Genomic DNA, 17,972 nt, shown 5'->3' with positions numbered 1-17,972 from the left:
CCACCACACACCCCCCACAACCCACCCACTGCACAGAATGCGACCACGGCTGGACCACCGACCCCGACGGCCGCGCCCGCAAATGCCCCTGCCGCACCCCGCACTCCCCATGAACCACCCACACCCACACACCCACACCCGGCACTCCCCGCGAACGAGTAGGACCTGCTGCACCGCCGGCAGACCCGCCCATGCGCAAAAAGACACGCCCAACCCCTGTGTGCAGCACCACCGAAGGAGCATCACCGTGCGCAACGCAGCGGGACCTCGTTCACCGTGCGCAACCCCGACAGCCCCCGGCCGCCCGCCCATTGCGCATCGCAGGACCCGCCCCTACACCGGAATGCGCAGACCCCGTCGTTACGGGCCGCCCAGTCAGCCGGCCCGGCGACCGCGAACGTGGCCGGGACCAGCAGTGCCACACCCGATGGGAACGGTCATCCCCCGACCAAAGCCTCCGCGGTATCCAGCGCCCGGTCCCAGGGATAGTCGGCGGGCTTTCCGGTCCCGGGCCGGTTCGGGGCGAAGCCGCCGTCGCCGTACAACACACTCACACCCATCGCCCGCAACCTCGCAACGCTCTCACCGAACTGAAGATGCCGCGCACAGGCGGCATTCACACAAGGCACCGCCACCATCGGGATACCCCTGCCGATGCCTTCGGCAGCCACCCCCACCACAAAGTGGCGCGTGAGCCCCAACGCCCAGGAGTAAACCGAGTTGAACGTCGCCGGCACAAAGACAATGACCTCGGCCGGCGGCCAGACACCCGGCTCACCGGGCCGCCCTCGGACTGGCCACGCCGCCCGGTCAACGCCGCCAGCCCTTCCAGGCTGCCGTCCAGCCAGTCCGCCGCAGTCGGCGTGAGCCCCAGACACACGTCCCAGCCACGCCGCTGAGCATCGTCGATCACCCCAGCGATGTCGAAAACGGGCGGCGCGGCGCTGGCGAACAGGTACATGGTGCGCGTCATACCCCCCACCCCAACCCCCCGTGATCCATGACGCGCAACCGACTCTGCCCGAAGCGGTTGTCGGGGCGATCGCCGGTGCCACGGCGGACGCGGCGGGGACTGTTCCAGATGGCTGCCGGGTACAGAGGGCAAAGATGCCCAGAGGTGATCACGAGCACTCCGGTACACGCATTGCCGCCGCACGAAAGCTCGCCGGCCTGACCCAGCGAGGTCTCGCCCAGAGCATCGGTTACTCCTACAGTCTCGTTCATCAGGTCGAATCCGGTCACAAGCCCGCAGGCGGTGCTGCATATCCTGGGCAAGTGGGATTCACCGGCGTCACCACCGCAGACTCGTCGCCGGACCGCGCCGTGAGGCGCGAGCCGGGGACGGATGCGGTGGGACCGTCAGGCGGTTGGGGTGCGCAGTTGGCGGCTCTTCCAGCCCAGCAGCAGTGCCTGGAGTATGAACCACACCCCGCCGCCCGTGGCGTACGTCGACAGCACGTCGAGCGAGGGGCTGTCGCCCACGGCCTGGATGTTGTAGAAGACGCCGACCAGGAAGGACAGTCCGCCCGAGATCAGGGTCGGCCACTGGTTGCCCAGCTCGGGGCCGCGCCGCCGCAGGCCGACGACCATTTGGGCTGCTCCGGAGACGACCGCCCAGGCGCCGAACACGTGGAGCACCGGCTCCACGCCGCCCGCTCCGGCGATGCCGACGGCGAGGGCGGCGAACGTGCTCAACACGCCGTTGAACGCTGTGACTCGGCGCTCGGAGCCGTCGGGGGTGGCGCGGTGGTCGATCAGCGAGGACACGGCGTCGATCAGCGGGTAGACGACCAGCAGTGTGATCGCCGGGGCGTCGACGGGGTCATGGGCACCGGCGAACACCAGGGCCCACACCACAGCCAGTACGCCGCGGCCCAGGTACAGCCTCAGCAGAGAGGAACGTTCTCCCGTCGCTCCCCGGGTCGGGGCGGTCGCCGTCTGCGTACTCATGGGGTTCGGCCTTTCTCGGATGGGTCGGATCGGTAGCGGCGAGGTCAGTGCCGGGGCGGGAGGAGGCACCGGAAGCTGGAGGCGACGTTCGGGTCTCCGTGCCCCTTGTAGCGGGACACCTCGGGGTAGCTGCACAGGTCACGGGTGACGCTCTGGCCGGAGGCGTCGACCAGGGTGGCGGGCAGGGTCTTGGGGGCCTTGCTGTGCTCGACCCAGGCGGTCAGCGCGGCAAGGCCGTCGGCCGACCCGTCGGTGCCGTTCAGGCCGCAGTGGTTGGTGCCCGGGGCGAGGAAGAGGCGGTAGAAGTCGTCGACCCGCTCGGAGCCGCCCATCTTCCGCTCGACCTGCTTGCGGTACGCGACGGTGCCCTGGGTGGGGATGAACTGGTCCGCCTGACCGTGCCAGGTCAGCAGTTTGCCGCCGGACGCGCGGAAGCCGGACAGGTCGGGGTCGTCCGTGCCGATCACCTCGTCGTACTCGGCCTGGGACTGCTCGAACAACTGGGTGAACTGACGGTAGGTGATCTGCGAGAGGTCGAAGGAGGGATCCTTCTTCAGCCAGAGCCGGACCCACGCGGCGGGCACCGGGAAGGGGCTGCCCTCGACGGTGCCGTCGGGGCCGGTCGTGACGGCCGCGAGGCCCTTGAGGTCGGCCCCGATGGGGACGCCGTACCACAGCTTCTTGCCGGAAGCGGTGCGCGGGCCGTCCCAAATCTTCCGCACCACGGCCGCGTCGGCCGCCGTGACGGTCAACTCCACGCCGTCGCAAGCCACCTTGGTGCCGATCAGCCCGCGAGGGTCGAAGTCGCACCGCTCCGGGTCGTTGACCAGGCCGTCCCTGGCGCCGTCGAGCGAGTCGCACGCCTTGACGGCGGCATCGGTGAACGCGTCCAGCTCGCAGCCGGACGGGAAGGTCTTCTCATTGCTCATGACGACCTGCGGCCACAGGGTGGCGACCTCGAACTCGTCCCAGTTGACGGCGGGCGCGTCGGCGAGGATGCCGTCGTAGTCGTCGGGGTGCCGCTGGGCCTCCATGTAGCCCTGGCGTCCGCCGGTGGAGCAACCGGTGAAGTAGGAGTAGGCGGCGTGCCTGCCGTAGACCGCGCCGACGACCTCCTTGCCGACGAGCGCCGCCTCGTGCTGGGAACGGGAGGCGAAGTTCTTCAGCGGGGTGGTGCTGACCTCGCCGTCGCTGTTCAGCGCCCAGCTGACGTCGAGGGCGTCACCGACGCCGGCGTCCGTGGTGGTCGCCGCGTAGCCGTTCTTGACGGCGGTGCCCATGCCGACACCGTTGTCCCCGGCGAGGTAGGCGCTGCCGCCGAGCGCCTGGAAGCGGCCGTTCCAGCCCTTCTCGGGCAGCCAGGTGGTCACCGTGGCGTGGTCGCCCTCGCCCGGGTGGGTGAGAGTGACGGTCACCTTGCAGAAGGCCGGGACGCCGGTGACCTCGCCTCGCAGGACGCCGGTCCCCTTGATGGTGCCGCCCACGTCGCGGACCGCCGCCACGGCCTCCACCTCGGTCCCCGCAGGGGCCCGCACCGGCATGGAGGCGCAGTCGAACGGCTTGGCCGAAGCGGGAGTCGGGGTCTGTGCCGAAGCGGTCGGCAGGTACACCGCCGCGACCAGCGGCACTCCGGCCGCGATCGCGGTCAGAAGTTTCTTCTTCATCTTCATTGCTTTCACATCCGCTGAGTAGGTGGGCGCCCGACGCGGCGACACATGTGCGCATCACACGACGGGAAGGGCGAGGGCGGGTCCACGGGCGGGCTGCCCCGTGACCTCGGCAGGCGCCCCGAGACGGCTCGGGGCGTCGAGACCGATCCGAACGTATCACCGGTTGAGGTGGTGACGAAAGTGGGTGACGAAAGTGGGTGGGGTGCCAAAGGTGTGACCCACGGCCTCGATGCGATCCGTCCGGCGGCGCGCCGCACATCCGAGACCGGGTCAGGGGGTGGACCCGCCGGGAAGTAGCAGGTCAACTCGCCGGGCACGACCGGCGGGTGGGCCTCGCGGACGCTGGTGCGGTCGCCGCTGCGGCCCGGCCCGGGCAAGTCGCGGTCGAGGCGCATCCCGTGCCCCGGACACGCCCGCCCGACGGTTCGGCGCACGTCGAGACGGAGCTGCCGGCGCCGTTGACCCGGCTTGCCGGCCGATCCGCGCGGACCGGCCGCGGGCGTCAGCCCAGGGCCAGCAGACCGGTGACGGCGACGTGCAGGGTACGACCGAGCCGCTCGGCGAAGTCGACCCGCGTGTCGGCGAGTTCGGGGTCCCGCTGGGCCTCGGCGACCGCCTCCGAGGGGTGGGTGAACGGCCAGAGTCCGGCCGTGCACACGACGGTCAGGGAGACCAGCTCCCGGGCGGCCGCCGGCGTCAGTGCGGTGATGTTGCGCTGCACCAGATCCGCCAGTGTGCCCAGCAATCTGCCGTGGGCCAGCTTGAACTCGCGCGCCGACTCGGTGGAGAGGTTCCGCTCCAGTTCGGACCCCAGCGCGCTCAGCAGGTCGCACAGCAGGGACCGGCGGGCCAGGGACCGGGCCAGGGCGTCCGTCACGGCCTCCGGTGAGGCGTCAGCGTGAGCCCCCGCGGACGGGAGTTCGGCGGGCAGCTCCTCGATCCACTGCGCGAGGGACCGGTTGAGCAGTTCGAAGAAGACCGCTTCCCTGGTCTCGAAGTACCGCACGACATTGGTCTTCGAAAGCCCGACCCGACGGCTCAGCTCGCGCAGGCTGATCTCGCCGACCGGCATCTCCGCCAGGAGCTGTGTCGCGGCGTCGATGATGGCCTGCTTGCGGATCTCGCGCTGCTCGGCGCTTCGCGCCCGCTGGAATTGCGTCGACCGGTCGTCTGCCACTGTCACTTCCCCGGGAAACCTTCGCGGCCCGCACTCGGCGCCGCCTGCCGCAAGCCTAAGCCCCGACCGGGCAGGCAGGTCCGATGCCGCGGGTCATACGGACTCGCTCACCTCACGCCACTTGGCGTCGGAGGCGGCGAGGGTCTCGGCCACGGCCCGGCCGACCCGGACCGCGTCCTTGCCGAGCAGCAGACGCAGCGGCGGCTCCTCGGACTCCGTGATGTCCAGCAGGATGTGTGCGACGCGTGCGGGGTCGCCGGTCTGGTTGCCGTCCGACGCCCGCTGGCGGGCGATCGCGGGTTCGACAACCGGCTTGTAGGGCTCGCTGACCGGCGGGGTGGCCATCGAGGAGCCTGCCCAGTCGGTGCGCATGGCGCCCGGCTCGGCGACGGTGACCTTGATGCCGAGGTGGGCCACCTCCTTGGCCAGGACCTCGGAGAAGCCGCCGACCGCCCACTTGGCCGCCTGGTAGGCGCCCAGGCCAGGGCCGCCCACGCGGCCGCCGACGGAGGAGATCTGGACGATGTGCCCCGAGCCCTGCTCGCGCATGACGGGCAGGGCGGCCCGGGTGACGTTGACGACGCCGTGGAGGTTCGCGTCGATCTGGTCGCGGAAGGCCTGCTCGGACATGTCCTCGACGGCAGCCATGTCGGCGTAGCCGGCGTTGTTCACGACGACGTCCAAGCGCCCGAAGGCCGCCACGGCCGTCTGCACGGCCCGCCGTGCGGCGGCGGCGTCGGTCACGTCGAGGGTGACCAGGCGGACCTTGTCGCCGTAGGTGTCGACGAGGTCGTTCAGGGACTCGACGCGCCGGGCGGTCGCGACCAGATTGTGGCCCGCCGCCAGGACCGCCTCGGCGATTGCGCGGCCCAGGCCGCGGGAGCTTCCGGTGATCAGCCAGGTCTTGCTCATGGTGGTACCTCTGTCTCTGTTGCTCGATGGGGAAAGGGGGGCGGGAATCTTCGTGGTTCAGATCAGGAACCCGCCGTCGACCGCGAGGTGGGCGCCGGTGACGTAGGAGGCCTCGTCGGAGAGCAGGAAGGCGACGGCCTTGGCCACTTCCACCCCGGTGCCGAGCCGGCCGGCCGGGATGCCCTCGGCGATCTTCGCGACCTCGTCGGGGTTGCCCTGCTGGCGAGGCACTGGAACGACGCCGGGCTGGAGCTCGTTGATGCGGACACCGTGCCGTGCCCACTCGAAGGCCGCCGTGCGGGTCAGTCCGCGCATGCCGTGCTTGCTCGCGCTGTAGGCGGAGCGGGCGGACAGGCCGCGGTCGGCGAAGACGCTGGAGATGTTGACGATGGCGCCGCCACCGGCCTCCCGGATCGCCGGGATCTGGTACTTCATCCCGTAGAAGACGCCGGAGAGGTTGATTCCCACGGTCCTGTTCCATTCCTCCTCGGGGAGGTCGGGGACCTCGTGGAGGGCGCCGGAGGTGCCCGCGTTGTTCACGGCCAGGTGCAGGGCGCCGAAGTGGCCGACGGTCTCGGCGACAGCGTGCTTCACGGCAAGCGGGTCGCTGACGTCGGCCGGCAGGACGAGGGCCCTGCCGCCCGCTGCGGCGATCCGGCCGGCGAGCTCCTTCAGGGGTTCCTCCTGACGGCTCACCAGGGCGACGGCGGCCCCGCGGGCCGTGAGCAGCCGGGCGATGTCGGATCCGATGCCGCTGCCGGCGCCCGTCACGAAGGCGGTCCGGCCGGCGAATTGGTCGTCGAAGTTCATGATGTGTGCTCCTTGCCCAGGGGCGGCCGGTCGCGGCCGGGCCCTGTGTGCGGTGTCCGGTGGGGACGTCAGCTTCCGGTGTCGTCCTGGAGGGTGTTGAGGGCTCCGTAGCGGGCGCCCTTGACCCGTACGGGGTCGAACACGGCGCCGAGGCCGGCCACGTCGTCGGCGCTGAGCCGGACCGAGGTGGCCGCGAGGTTCGCCCGGACGTTGTCCGGACGCTTGGAGCCGGGGATCGCGACGATGTCGTGGTGCTGGGCCAGCAGCCAGGCGAGGGCGATTTGGCCGGGGGTGGCGCCGGCACCTACGGCGAACCGCTCCAGCTCACGGACCAGCCGCAGGTTGCTCTCGAAGTTCTCGCCCTGGAACTTGGGCAGCGTCGAGCGGAAGTCGTCGCGGCCGAACTCGACCCCCCGGCGGAAGGCTCCGGTGAGCATGCCGCGGCCCAGCGGGCTGTAGGGCACCAGGGTGATGCCCAGACGGCGGCACTCCGGCAGCACCTCGGCCTCGACGCCGCGTTCCCAGAGCGAGTACTCGCTCTGCAGAGCGGAGACGGGGTGGACGACGTGGGCCCGCCGCAGGATCTCCGTGCTCACCTCGCTCAGACCGATTCCCCGGACCTTGCCCTCGACGACAAGGTCGGCCATGGCGCCCACGGTGTCCTCGACGGGCACGGCCGGGTCCAGCCGGTGGTAGTAGTACAGGTCGAGCCGGTCCGTTCCGAGCCGTTTCAGGCTGGCCTCGCAGGCGGCCCTCACGTACTCGGGGCGGCCGTCGAAGAAGCTGCGGCCCTCGGGGGTGGGGCGCGCGGAGAACTTGGTCGCCACGACCGCCCGGTCCCGGCGGCCTTTGAGGGCCCGTCCCAGCAGTTCCTCGTTGTGCCCGAAGCCCGGCACCGGCCGGCCCGGGGTGGCACTGCTCGCCCCGTAGTAGTCCGAGGTGTCGAACAGCTCCACGCCCAGCTCGATCGCTTCCTGGATGGTGACGACTGAGGCGCCCGGGTCCGCCGCTCCGTAGAACTGCGACATCCCCATGAGTCCAAGGCCGACGGGCCGCACAGAGATGCCGGAGCTGCCCAGCGGCGTACGCGCTGCTGCTGTGGTGTCTTCGTTCACGCCCTGCCGCCTTCTGGTGAAGTCTGCCCCGCAGCCCTTTAAGAGGCCACTGGAACCTTACGCCTCCACAGTAAAGGTCCACTGGCCTCTTGTCTAGTTCTGGTGGCCCGGAGTGAGGTGCGCAACCCCGACCCGGGGTGTGTCGTTCGACCCCAACGGACCGTGGCGAAGGAACGCCGACGGAGCCATCGGCCTATGGCGCCGCCTGGTCACCGACGGCCTGCATATCGCCTCGCGCGTGCCGCGGTGTGCGCGGCCGCATGCGCGGCGGTTACGGGTCTTGGCCATGTCCTGATGCCAAAGGCAGCTTCGGGCTGGGCGGTGGGTTACGCGTTCGCCGCAACGACCACCGGAGCGTGGTGGCTGGCTCGTCGCCATGAGCGCAGTGCTCCAGCTGCAGGCGAGGGGTTGTTGGTCTTGTCGGGCGGGCATGGCTTCACATCAAGCGACACGACGGATCTGAGGGGGACGCCGTGGCCCGCAAGAAATCCCTGACCGCTCAGCCGGTACAGGCCTACCAGGAGGCGAAGAAGGCGAAGGCCGCCGAGCACAAACGCCTGCAGCAGGAAGAGGCCCGCCGCGCACACGCTGCGGCACAGGAGCGACCGCAAAAGGAGCGGGCAGCGGCCAAGGAGGAACGGGATCAGGCGCAGCGGTGGGCGGCGGCGCAGCGGGAGAAGAAGCGTCAGGACGCGGAGCGCAAGCGGAAGGCAGAGCAGGTCGAGCGGGATCTGGCGCGCCGTCAGGAGGCCCGGGCGCGGCAGGCCGCGCAGAAGGAGAGGGAGCGCAAGCAAAAGTGACGGGGCGTCGTCGCTCCGCCGGCATGTTCCGCGCCGGGTCTTCCCACCCGGCGCCCCCGTCACCCCGGCCCAGCGCAGCGCCCCCGCCGGCCACGCTCCACGCCTGCCCAAGACCCGGACGCACCCCGAGCAGGGAAGCCACCGCCAGCAGCCAGCCCACCCCACCACACAGATGTCAGAGTGCGCCGCTGGGCCGAATGGCCGCGTGACCAGCCAGAATGCGGAAGGCCGCGAGAAATCCGCCACAGGTGATGGTGCAGGTAACAGCGCAGGCGTTGCCGCAGATGATGCCGCAGGTGATGGCGCAGGCGACTGCCCGCGGAAGGGCACCCTGGCCGTCGCCCGCGAGGCCATCTGAGCCGTCGCCCGCAGCCGCTACACCGCCCTGCTCACAGCCGCCAGGGTGAGGGCGGCGTGCGCTGTCTTGCGCACCGGGAGCCTCGGGCGGCCTGTGTCGGCGGTCACTGCTGTCATGCGCGGCCACCGTAGTGAGGCGAAGTCCGGACCGTACACTCCGGGGAAGCATGCTGTGACCTGGGAAAACGCGGGACAGTCGTGGGTGCGTGCGCCACGGCGCCGCAACGCCGTCGCGGGCGGCGATCAGCGGCAGCCGTACCCCCCTACAGGTCTCATTCCTCCCCGCCCTCGCAGGTGGTGGCGAGAGGTCCGAGCAGGGGTGGCTGTGCGTCAGATCGAGCTGAGGCTGATCTCAAGGGGGAACGGCACCGCGGCTTTCACGACGTCGGTGAAGACATCCCCGTCCCGGTAGACCCCGGCTGCCGGGTCGAGCACATAGGTGTACACCAGAGGAACCCCGTTGGCTGTCTGCTCCACACGCCAGTAGAAGGCGATCCCCGCCTTGGCGTACTGCTCCATCTTCACGATCCGGTCGGTGGTCTCCGAGCCGGGCGAGACCACCTCCACGACCAGGAGCACATGCTCCGGCCTCGTGGGCGTGATGTCGATCGTGTCCGCCCGGTAGACCACGACGTCGGGACGACGATTCGTGAGCGGAACATCCTGGAGACGGACATCGACGTCTGTGTCCGCGTTCCATTCCGCAGAAGCGGCGGCGTCCAGCGCATTGGCGAGGAGCCGCGCGAGCCGATTGTGACGCTTGGACGCGCTCGGACTCACCACGACCATCCCGTCAACGATCTCGATACCCCTGCACTGCTCCGCAGACCAGGAGTCGTACTGCGCCGCCGTGATCGGCGTGTGCATCCACTCCGGCGCGATCATGTCAGCGGTCACGGTATACCTCCCCTTGCCAGCAGCAATGGACCTACGCCTGCACGCTCAGTCTATGAGACCAGGCCACGCCGTGTCCGTCAGCGCCGACACCACACTCCCACAACCCGACGCCGACACACGGACCCCATGAGCGGGGCAACGGGACCAGGAAACGACACAGCCCTCGCAGACCCGCAGGCCATCGCCAGTCGCGACGTGGATCGCGCTCCCCGCAAGCGGAGTAATTGTCCATACCTGTGGATCAGTCTGCCGCAGTGCGTCAGGAGGCCCTCGCGTTGCTGACGAAGCTGGCCGACACCGGTGAGCGGATGACCTGGAGTGGCTATCAGGCGGCGTTTTGGGCGGTCCTGTTGTGCTTCTCCGGTGCCGAGAGTGATCGGCCGCTGTCCGGTGAGCCACATCCCCCCTTGGCGACGGCGCCCGGCCAATGGTCGCCCGATGCCAGGCGGCGCTACTTCGAGAGTCGTGACGCTCTCCGTGAGGAGGTCGACGCCCTTGCGCCGCGAGCCGGCGAGCATCCCGACCGGCATCTGGCCGAACTGGTCCGGCTGCACCGGGTCCTCACCGTCCGCTCCGCCGTGTACTGGCAACACCGCACCCATCTGTTCGCGGAGCGCGTGCGCGCCCTGTTCGACGACGGAGTCGGCCTGGCCCGTCAGCTGTCACGGCACGACCCTGAAGGCGGGACGCGAACACTCGCAAGGATCCTGATCGACCGCTCCACCTTCCACGTCGCCACACACGAGTTCGATGCCGCGCGGGACGACTTCCGTCAAGCTGTGAGCTACCTGGGGGAGCTCGACTGAGCTGACCCACAGACAACCGCGAAGGGAAGTGCCTCGTCACGGCGGTCTGACTTCTCTTGGGGGCTACGCTCAATGCGGCACCTTCGTGTGAGGTCACGGACAAGGCGCGGCAGGGGATGCGGACGTGGAGCAGCCGACGCCCCGCCAGGTCGGTCACTGCCGGTCGAACCCGGACAATGACCGCGGCACACCCCCGGGGCAGGGGTGGCCCGGTCGGTCGTCGCGGGGCCGGATGGCGCGGTCAGGAGGGGCCGGTGTCCGCGCCGCCGGTGCTGAACGCGACAGTGCCCGTGGTCAGGTCCTCGGCCCCGACCACCCCCGCACCCTCGCCACCCGCCACCCGCCACCCGCCACCCGCCACCCGCCACATTGTGGCGAGGGGAAGCGGGGGATGCAGCCGGCGCCGCCACCTGCCCTAACCGAACTACCGAGGGAACCCTCGTGAGCGCGAGCGGCCAGGTGGGGCACGGGACGGCGCACAGCCCCCTTCTGTACGTGGCCTGCGTCTCGTGGGAATTTGAAGGGTCTGCGGTGCAGAGGCTGGTCCTCAACGGCAGGCCCTCCACTGGCGTAGAGAGGATCGACCGTGACCTCTGACCACGACCTGCTGTGGCATCGCTGCGTTCACCTGGGCCATGTCCTGCTGCCGCTGGTGGACCAGGAGCCAAGGCGCCAGACTCGCCGCCACGAGACCCTGCAGGGGTGGGGCATCAGCACGGCGGAAGGCGAGCAGCTGATCGAGATCTTCGCAGCCCTGGCCGCCCATGCTGCCGCCACCGAAGCTTCCCTGTCCGCTGCCGAATTCGGCTCTTTGCCCCTCAAGGCCGTGGCCGACGCGGCGATCGGCAAGAGCGACATCGAACTGCTTGCCGGGGTCCCGGCCGCCTTCGCCGACGGCACCCGTGACGGACAGATGGTCGGTGTCTTCCGCCTGTACGTCTACAGGGGCGGACCGTACAGCCACCGGCTCTTCCGACTGAGCAGGGAACTGCACTACGCGTTGATCACCCTCGCCGAGCGCTCGCCGACGCCCTCCACCACCTGCGGGGACCTTTTCCGCCGGTGGGACACCGAGGTCGGCCTGCCGCAGGCGGACTGAGACGCACAGCACGCAGCCCGCGTGGCCGGCGCCGACCAGGCAGACCAACGCGGGTTATGCACAAATTTCGTGAGAGCGGCCGCGGAGCCAGCTGTGAGCGTGTTCCGGAACATTGGCGTTGAAGTACCGCAGGACGCGATCGAACAGAGGAGCCGTGACAGATGATCGCCATCATGGCCCTCTACCAACGCCTGGTGAAGGTCCAAGCTCCGCTGCTTCCTGCCCTCATCCGCCAGGAAGCAGCGGAGCTGCCCTCGCCTGCCCACTGGGCCCTGGCGCTGGCCGATATCGCCGCCACGGACTCCTACCCCGTCAACCGGGATCCGTCGATCACCCAGGAGCTGCGGTTCGCGTTCATCGCGCACTTGCTGGACTTCGTCGACCAGGAAGTCAGACTTCGCCACCCGCATCTCCTCGCCCGTAAATACCTGGCCTACGCCCGACTCGCGATCGAGGACGACCTCGAGAACGTGCCCGAGGACCTCACCCCCGACTCCGCCGTCGCACGCGCGCTGTCCTGCTTCCCCCTCACCCGCACCCAGGCCCTGACGGTCGCCAAAGCCAGCCGGGCCCGGTACCTGCACGCCCTGACCGCCGGCATCGAAGGTGAGGAATTCCAGCGGGCCGTCGCCGTGGACGGCAGCGCCGAACTGAACACCATCACCAACCTGCTGCACGACATGCAGTACTTCTTCACCGGCAAGCTCTCCAAGCCCGAAATCGCACACGAACTACAAGCGTGGTCCGACATCATCAAGGACCTCGGCCTCGGAGAAACCGTCCACGCGCTGCTCATGCAACGCATGAACCGACGCCAGAACGAACTACGCAAGAAAGACCAATAGCGGAACCTCTGATCGACCCGCACCGTGGCTTCCTGTCCCGGCCCCAGGCGAGGACAGGAAGCCCTTCCAGAGCCCTGGTACAGAAGCAGCCACCCGGTCACACGCTCGTGTCGACCTCCCGAGGAAGGTGACGGGACCAGCGCTGGTGAGCGGCCTGCCGGGTCGCGTTCACCGCCCGCCCGATCTCCTCCCACGTCGCACCACGCGGTCCAGATCACCGCGCGCACCACCCACCACGTCAAGGCCCCTTCACAACATCCGTCAAAGATCCCTTGACGCGATACGTAAAGACCCCTTGACATCGCAAGGTCGATGGCGTCAAGCCCCCTTGACGCAAGGTCCGCCTCACCCTTCCCGTGCTCTATACAGCGGGAACGTCAAGGGCGCCCTTGACGACAGCATGCCCGCTCCGGGGCGGTCAGCCACCAAGCAGCCCTGCGGCTTCCAGGAGAACGATCAGGTCGTTGGGCTGCATGGGCTGCGCGTGGCGTGGGCGTGGCGTCAGCGCTTCCCTGAACAAGGTAACTGGGACGGATTCCAGGCCGAGTCGGATGGCTACGGCGATTCTGTGGTTTCCGTCCAGCGTCGCGAACTTCTCGTTGAACCCGAGGCGGAGCGGTGTGTGGATACCGCGCTCTGCGATGTCCGCCGTCAGCGCTTCCAGGTGACGGGGGGTGTCCACGATTGCTGAGCCGATGATCTCGCGATCGACTGCCCGGTATCGCGCGACGAGGGCCGTTGGCAGGCGTACTTCCGGCAGCGACATGGCAGCATCGTATTTCGCCGCCCTCACCGCGAGCCTCATCACCGGCATCCCTTGCCCCGTGAGAGGCGGCGGCATCGCGCGCAGCGTCGCCCGCCCGAAGGGCGAATGACGCCCGGAGCGGACCGCCTCTCTCGCCAAAGGCGAGCGGACAGCCGGCCCCGTGCCCCCTCCGGGTGACAGCCCCCGTCCGCACGCGCGTCACCAGAACTCACCGCCCCGCAGTGATCTTGCATGGAAGGCCCTTGACAGCGCCCCATGCGCCGATCCGGGCGCGGTCAGCCACTCCCCCACCGGTGCGCAGCGCTCCCCCGCCACTCCACCCAGCGCGGATCATCCACCACCAGATCCGGGTCCATCAGACCGGACGATCGCAGGATCAGCAGCAGATCGTGCTCGGAGAACGCCGTGCCCACGTAGTCGTCCTCCACCCGGCCCTCGCGGTGCATCGTCACCAGCCGCCCGCCGCTGCCGGACAGGTCGTGCACCACGAATCGCGCATCTTCCATCACCCCAGCCTGCCGCACCCCCACATTCGCTTGCGCACCACCTCCCAAAAGCGCGTATGAACGCGCACCACCGGCACCCGATCCCGGCACACCACCCGCCAACGGAGTGACCGCCGACCAGACGACGCCGCGCCGCACCACCCCACAGCCGACAGTCGGCAGTCGGCAGTCGGCAGTCGGCAGTCGGCAGTCGGCTTCAGTGAAGGGGGCACACCGGTACCGCGAGCGCCGCCCACCTGGCCTCCTGCGCCGGCCTTGCACCGGCCACCAAACAGTCCGGCACCTCGATCAGCGGCGAACACGCACCCCGCGGCGGGAACCGGCAGCTCAAACGCGCGATGTTCCTGTCCGCGTTCGCGCCCCTCCACGACCCCGCATCACACACCTACTACGACCAGTGCCGAGCCCGCGGAAAAACCCACACCCAAGCCCTCCTCCGCCTCGCCCGGCAACGCATCAGCGTCCTATTCGCCATGCTCCACGACGGCACCTTCCACCAACCCCGCACCCCACGACTCGCTTGACGAAAGACATAGAGGCCCCCCGCACGGCGAGACCTACGCCGCACCGGTGCCGCTCAGCTGGCTGCTCGCGGCGGGGCAGCTGACCGAGACCGAATACACCGTGGCCGATCACGGCTTTGACGACCTGCCCAGGACACGGTTCTGGAGGTGGCTGAGCGGCACCGCGAGGTCGACGGCCAGCAACTCTACGTCGGCCGGTTCTGGGGACCGCCCGGCGCGGTCGGCGTCCAAGGCGTCGTGAGCGGCCCCGGCTTCCGTGCCCTCGCTGACCAATTCCCACCCGGCACCCGTATCGAACTCCCCGAAGCGGCCACGTGAGGGCGGCATGGCGCGCCTCCTGGCGCTCCCTCGTCGTCCTCGCCGCCATCGGCCTCGTCCTGCTCGCCGTCTCCTGGACCCGTCATGACGCCCACCCCGAGGCCACCAGCCGACCTCACCGCATCCGGCCAGACATCCAGGACGGACACGTCCGGACAGTCCGGCGTCGCTGTCCTCGTCGGCCCGGACGGAGCCCGGACGCCCCTCGTCCGGGACGGTGCCGGACGGCCTCGACCCGCCCCCGGACACCCTGCCTCGGACACCGTCCGCGCCCCGCCCGGAACGCACGGACGCGGGGCGCAGGCGCACGCCGCGATCGAGGCCGCATTCGCGCTGGCGGACACCCCGACGACACCAAGCAGGATTGTTCCTTGCAGTCCCGGGGATTGCTGGAGTCGTGGGTGGCATAGTGGCACCCAGGCTGTGTTCCGCATTCGGCGATGGAACGGTCCTGCGCTGGGGGTTGCTGGTCGGAGCGGGGAGCGGCGTGCTGGTTCCGTTGGCCGGTAGTGGAATTTGGTCGCTCCTCTATGCCGTCGGAGCTTTTGGCCTGGGGCTAGGAACGGTCTTGTCCAACGTGGTAACCAGTAGTTTCAAGCAGATCGCCTGTCCACCTTGGCTGCGGGCTCGCACCCGTGCTTCCACACGGGTATTTACCTGGGGAAGTCGACCGATAGGATCGATCCTCGGCGGGACGGCCGGAACGTTGATTGGCTGCAGGTCGGCTCTGTGGCTCATAGCCATCGGTTTTCTCTTGACGCCTGGCTGGCTCATGAGGAGTCCAGTATGGAAAATTAGTTCTTTGAGTAGCCTTCATGAGTTTTCGAAAGATGGCTAGGAACCGAACCGAACTCCCGCCTGATCGAATTTTAAAGGATGATTCAGTGGCAATCGGTGCGCTGATCGTCGCCGCCGTGGCGGGGATCGCTGCATCCGGAGCCCTCGCCAACCATCCTGACGGTGAAGGGCACCGACCGGGTGCCGGCGCGTCCCCGATCGCCGTGCGGGCCGACGCCGGAGGCAGTCAGTGCCCGACGGTCTGGTTCGACGGAACACCGAAGCAGTACATCGCGCAGCTCCAGCCGGGACTCAAGCCTCCGAAGAACGCGATCGACCTCAGTGGTCCCACGTACATCACCGTGCAAGGCAACACGAACAGGAGTGTGCTGCTGATGTCGATGGACGTGACCGTCACGGCCAAGAGCACCAAGCCCGTGGGAGGGATCGTGGTCACCTCAGGTGAATGCGGCGGCGGCGTGTCCGAACGCTACTTCGACGTAGATCTGTCGAAGACGCCACCCGTCCTGACGGCCAAGCCCGAGACTGCGGAGTTCTCCGACAAGGTCGTCAAGCCGGCAGTTACGTTCCCGTTCAAGGTCGCCGAGGACGACCCCGAGGTCTTCTCGCTCCACCTGAAAGGCCGACCGAACGGCGGCTGCACGGACTGCGGTTACAGCGTGGTCCTGCACTGGGTCGCAGCAGGAAAGAAGGGCACCACCACGGTGGGCGGGTACGACAACGGCTTCCGGCTGATGGACACGTCCAAGCTCCCGGCCTACCACCTGGAGTACGCGACGCTGCCCGGCGGCTCGCCCAAACTCATGCCCCTGCGGTGACGCCAACGCCGCCCACGCGCTGAACTGCGGCCGCCCCTGGCCGCCCGCAATCCCTGACGCTCACGGCGCGCCACAACCGTCGTGGGGCCGACGGTTGTTCCAGCCCGCCCCCGACGACCACGACCAGGTTCAGGGGCGGCCGTCTGAGGTGCGGTGCGGGCGCCTCGTCAGCGGCGGCCTCCTCCTCCACCGGGCTGCCGTCGCGGCCGCCGGGATCCGGCCCGGGGACCCCGTCGCGGGGTGCCCGGATCGCCGGGCGATGCGGAGAAGGTGGGGACGGCGGAGAAACCTCACGCCACCACGGACGCGGCCGGGGCCTGGGCAGAGGCCGTGGTCGCAGGCCGCGAGGCGGCGGCAGAACGGCCGGGCCCTGACAGCGGTCGCCACCACGATGGCGTGCGGGACCAGCGGGGAGCAGGCCAGGCAGACCTCCGAGACGGTCCACACCTGGCCGATCGACGGGTCGTGCTGCACGATCAGGACCACGCTGCCCGCGCAGAGGACCTTGGTGTCGCCGTGGGCGGTGCACTGCCGGGCCCGGCAGTGGCACGAGGCGTTCGGCCGGACGGTGGCGGCCTTGGCGTGCGCGGCTGCGTGCTGCGCGGCGAACCGGCGCAAGCCCGCAAGGCCGGGGACGTTCCAGATGTCGGCGTGCTCGGCGATGATGCGCAGCGTCCGGTCGCCCCAGCCACCGAGCAGCAGCGGCGGCCCGCCGGGCCGGGCCGGGCCGGGGCCGTTCCGAGTGCCGCGCAGGGTGGGGAAGAGGCCGTCGTGATCGAAGACCTCCTCGGTCCACATGCGGCGCAGAATGGTGATCGTCTCGGTGAGGCGGGCGAGGCCCTCGCCTGGGCTCGGGAGCGGGAGGCCGTAGGCGGCGTACTCGGCGACGGCCGGGTTGGGGCCGTCGGGCTGCCGGGTTCCGCCGACGCCCAGGCCCATGATCAGGCGCCCTTTGGAGATCACGTCCACGGTGGTGGCGATCTTTCCGAGGTGGGCGGGGGCGCGCAGCATGTTGCTGGTGACGAGCAGGCCGAGACGGAGTCGGGTGGTGCGAGCGGCCAGTGCGGCCAGCAGCGTCCAGCCCTCCAGGACAGCGCCACCGGGCGGCCCGGCCAGCGGCATCAGGTGGTCCCACAGCCAGGCGTCGTCGAGTTCGGGCAGTTCGTCGGCCTCCTCCCAGACGCGGAGGATGTCGTCGTAGGCCAGGTGCATGGGCGTCGTCTTGACGCCGAAGCGGAGCGTGCAGCGAGGTGCGTCAATGAGCATGACCATCATCATAGATGATCGTCAGTGGTGCTGATTATCAGGCAGGGTTAAGATTTTGGGATGGCGGAGAATGACGACGACGGGGCCGCCGTCGAGGAACTGCTCGGCACGCGACTGGGATACCTGCTCAAGCACGCACAGTTCCGGCTGGCCGAGCACGCAGGGCCCGTACTGGCCCCGTTCGGGCTGGACGCGCGGGAGTTGGCAGTGCTCGCGGTGCTGGCGGCTGGTCGCCCGCTGTCGCAACTGGACGCCGCGCGGCGACTGGGCGTGGACCGCACGACGATGGTTGCGCTCGTCGACGCGCTGGAGGGCAAGGGGTTGGTGGAACGGCGCCGCAGTGAGGAGGACCGCCGCCGCAACCTGGTTGAGTTGACGGAGCGGGGCAAAGAGGTGCGGGCCGACGCAGAGGACGCCCGCGAGGCGGCGGAACGCGAGTTTCTCGCCCCGCTCGGCGAGAAGGACGCGGCGCGCCTGGTGAAGGCGCTGCAGGTGTTGATCAGTACTCCGGACGGGTCCTGAAAGGCCCTCATTCAAC

The 17,972-nt window shown here is 69.4% G+C and carries 18 protein-coding genes and 2 pseudogenes; 9 read left to right on the top strand and 11 right to left on the bottom strand.

Annotated features, from left to right (window positions below; translation table 11 throughout):
- Nucleotides 1-437: 437 nt before the first annotated feature.
- From PV364_RS39765 to PV364_RS39735, 7 genes and pseudogenes are all read right to left on the bottom strand, one after another.
- Nucleotides 438-973, bottom strand: a pseudogene (locus PV364_RS39765) (flavoprotein).
- Between the two features lie 386 nt (nt 974-1,359).
- Nucleotides 1,360-1,950 (bottom strand): DUF308 domain-containing protein, encoded by a 591-nt coding sequence (locus PV364_RS39760; RefSeq protein ID WP_319665824.1) that lies wholly within the window; start codon nt 1,948-1,950, stop codon nt 1,360-1,362.
- Nucleotides 1,951-1,994: 44 nt separating this feature from the next.
- Nucleotides 1,995-3,614, bottom strand: a complete 1,620-nt coding sequence (locus PV364_RS39755; RefSeq protein WP_319665823.1) for a tannase/feruloyl esterase family alpha/beta hydrolase — start codon at nt 3,612-3,614, stop codon at nt 1,995-1,997.
- A 508-nt stretch (nt 3,615-4,122) separates the two neighbouring features.
- Nucleotides 4,123-4,803 (bottom strand): TetR/AcrR family transcriptional regulator, encoded by a 681-nt coding sequence (locus PV364_RS39750; protein ID WP_319665822.1) that lies wholly within the window; start codon nt 4,801-4,803, stop codon nt 4,123-4,125.
- A gap of 87 nt (nt 4,804-4,890) precedes the next feature.
- On the bottom strand, nt 4,891-5,709 hold the full coding sequence (locus PV364_RS39745; RefSeq protein WP_319665821.1) for an oxidoreductase: 819 nt from the start codon (nt 5,707-5,709) through the stop codon (nt 4,891-4,893).
- A gap of 57 nt (nt 5,710-5,766) precedes the next feature.
- The gene (locus PV364_RS39740) at nt 5,767-6,519 is read right to left on the bottom strand and encodes an SDR family NAD(P)-dependent oxidoreductase (RefSeq protein WP_319665820.1); all 753 of its coding nucleotides are present in this window, start codon (nt 6,517-6,519) and stop codon (nt 5,767-5,769) included.
- A 68-nt stretch (nt 6,520-6,587) separates the two neighbouring features.
- On the bottom strand, nt 6,588-7,634 hold the full coding sequence (locus PV364_RS39735; protein ID WP_319665819.1) for an aldo/keto reductase: 1,047 nt from the start codon (nt 7,632-7,634) through the stop codon (nt 6,588-6,590).
- A gap of 473 nt (nt 7,635-8,107) precedes the next feature.
- Between PV364_RS39735 and PV364_RS39730 the strand changes: the two genes are divergently transcribed.
- Nucleotides 8,108-8,434, top strand: a complete 327-nt coding sequence (locus PV364_RS39730; protein ID WP_319665818.1) for a hypothetical protein — start codon at nt 8,108-8,110, stop codon at nt 8,432-8,434.
- A 205-nt stretch (nt 8,435-8,639) separates the two neighbouring features.
- Complete coding sequence (locus PV364_RS39725; RefSeq protein ID WP_319665817.1) at nt 8,640-8,792, top strand: hypothetical protein; 153 nt, start codon at nt 8,640-8,642, stop codon at nt 8,790-8,792.
- 329 nt (nt 8,793-9,121) lie between these two features.
- Here PV364_RS39725 and PV364_RS39720 read toward each other — a convergent pair whose 3' ends face one another.
- The gene (locus PV364_RS39720; RefSeq protein WP_319665816.1) at nt 9,122-9,688 is read right to left on the bottom strand and encodes a Uma2 family endonuclease; all 567 of its coding nucleotides are present in this window, start codon (nt 9,686-9,688) and stop codon (nt 9,122-9,124) included.
- Nucleotides 9,689-9,963: 275 nt separating this feature from the next.
- Between PV364_RS39720 and PV364_RS39715 the strand changes: the two genes are divergently transcribed.
- The 3 genes from PV364_RS39715 (at nt 9,964) to PV364_RS39705 (ending at nt 12,438) form a co-directional block, all read left to right on the top strand.
- Nucleotides 9,964-10,494: a hypothetical protein gene (locus PV364_RS39715; RefSeq protein ID WP_319665815.1), complete on the top strand. Its 531-nt coding sequence runs from the start codon at nt 9,964-9,966 to the stop codon at nt 10,492-10,494.
- A gap of 586 nt (nt 10,495-11,080) precedes the next feature.
- Nucleotides 11,081-11,593 (top strand): hypothetical protein, encoded by a 513-nt coding sequence (locus PV364_RS39710; RefSeq protein ID WP_319665814.1) that lies wholly within the window; start codon nt 11,081-11,083, stop codon nt 11,591-11,593.
- 161 nt (nt 11,594-11,754) lie between these two features.
- The gene (locus tag PV364_RS39705) at nt 11,755-12,438 is read left to right on the top strand and encodes a hypothetical protein (protein WP_319665813.1); all 684 of its coding nucleotides are present in this window, start codon (nt 11,755-11,757) and stop codon (nt 12,436-12,438) included.
- A 418-nt stretch (nt 12,439-12,856) separates the two neighbouring features.
- Here PV364_RS39705 and PV364_RS39700 read toward each other — a convergent pair whose 3' ends face one another.
- Together PV364_RS39700 and PV364_RS39695 are read right to left on the bottom strand one after the other, a co-directional pair.
- A complete protein-coding gene (locus PV364_RS39700; RefSeq protein WP_319665812.1) occupies nt 12,857-13,204 on the bottom strand; it encodes a hypothetical protein in 348 nt (115 codons plus the stop codon).
- A 275-nt stretch (nt 13,205-13,479) separates the two neighbouring features.
- Complete coding sequence (locus PV364_RS39695) at nt 13,480-13,710, bottom strand: hypothetical protein (RefSeq protein WP_319665811.1); 231 nt, start codon at nt 13,708-13,710, stop codon at nt 13,480-13,482.
- A 221-nt stretch (nt 13,711-13,931) separates the two neighbouring features.
- Between PV364_RS39695 and PV364_RS39690 the strand changes: the two are divergent.
- The 3 genes and pseudogenes from PV364_RS39690 to PV364_RS39680 all read left to right on the top strand — a co-directional run.
- A pseudogene (locus PV364_RS39690) lies at nt 13,932-14,234 on the top strand (transposase); the annotation flags it as partial.
- 147 nt (nt 14,235-14,381) lie between these two features.
- Nucleotides 14,382-14,552, top strand: a complete 171-nt coding sequence (locus PV364_RS39685) for a hypothetical protein (protein WP_319665810.1) — start codon at nt 14,382-14,384, stop codon at nt 14,550-14,552.
- 884 nt (nt 14,553-15,436) lie between these two features.
- The gene (locus tag PV364_RS39680; RefSeq protein ID WP_319665809.1) at nt 15,437-16,168 is read left to right on the top strand and encodes a hypothetical protein; all 732 of its coding nucleotides are present in this window, start codon (nt 15,437-15,439) and stop codon (nt 16,166-16,168) included.
- 129 nt (nt 16,169-16,297) lie between these two features.
- Here the strand turns inward: PV364_RS39680 and PV364_RS39675 are convergent, their stop codons facing one another.
- Complete coding sequence (locus PV364_RS39675; RefSeq protein ID WP_319665808.1) at nt 16,298-17,434, bottom strand: LLM class flavin-dependent oxidoreductase; 1,137 nt, start codon at nt 17,432-17,434, stop codon at nt 16,298-16,300.
- A 60-nt stretch (nt 17,435-17,494) separates the two neighbouring features.
- On the opposite strand from PV364_RS39675, the gene PV364_RS39670 reads away from it, so the two are divergent.
- Nucleotides 17,495-17,956, top strand: coding sequence for a MarR family winged helix-turn-helix transcriptional regulator (locus PV364_RS39670; RefSeq protein WP_319665807.1), 462 nt, complete (start codon nt 17,495-17,497; stop codon nt 17,954-17,956).
- The last annotated feature ends 16 nt before the right edge of the window (nt 17,957-17,972 follow it).

The organism is Streptomyces sp. MI02-7b, assembly GCF_033793585.1.
GTDB lineage: Bacteria > Actinomycetota > Actinomycetes > Streptomycetales > Streptomycetaceae > Actinacidiphila.
The sequence above is the reverse complement of the archived record's forward strand: the minus strand, read 5'-3'. Positions and strand labels throughout refer to the sequence as shown.

Bases quoted from the DNA above. Each gene is read 5' to 3' on its own strand.
- PV364_RS39695 (WP_319665811.1), bottom strand. From the start codon at position 13,710: ATGGAAGATGCGCGATTCGTGGTGCACGACCTGTCCGGCAGCGGCGGG.
- PV364_RS39740 (WP_319665820.1), bottom strand. From the start codon at position 6,519: ATGAACTTCGACGACCAATTCGCCGGCCGGACCGCCTTCGTGACGGGC.
- PV364_RS39760 (WP_319665824.1), bottom strand. From the start codon at position 1,950: ATGAGTACGCAGACGGCGACCGCCCCGACCCGGGGAGCGACGGGAGAA.
- PV364_RS39755 (WP_319665823.1), bottom strand. From the start codon at position 3,614: ATGAAGAAGAAACTTCTGACCGCGATCGCGGCCGGAGTGCCGCTGGTC.
- PV364_RS39745 (WP_319665821.1), bottom strand. From the start codon at position 5,709: ATGAGCAAGACCTGGCTGATCACCGGAAGCTCCCGCGGCCTGGGCCGC.
- PV364_RS39670 (WP_319665807.1), top strand. From the start codon at position 17,495: ATGGCGGAGAATGACGACGACGGGGCCGCCGTCGAGGAACTGCTCGGC.
- PV364_RS39700 (WP_319665812.1), bottom strand. From the start codon at position 13,204: ATGTCGCTGCCGGAAGTACGCCTGCCAACGGCCCTCGTCGCGCGATAC.
- PV364_RS39705 (WP_319665813.1), top strand. From the start codon at position 11,755: ATGATCGCCATCATGGCCCTCTACCAACGCCTGGTGAAGGTCCAAGCT.
- PV364_RS39675 (WP_319665808.1), bottom strand. From the start codon at position 17,434: ATGCTCATTGACGCACCTCGCTGCACGCTCCGCTTCGGCGTCAAGACG.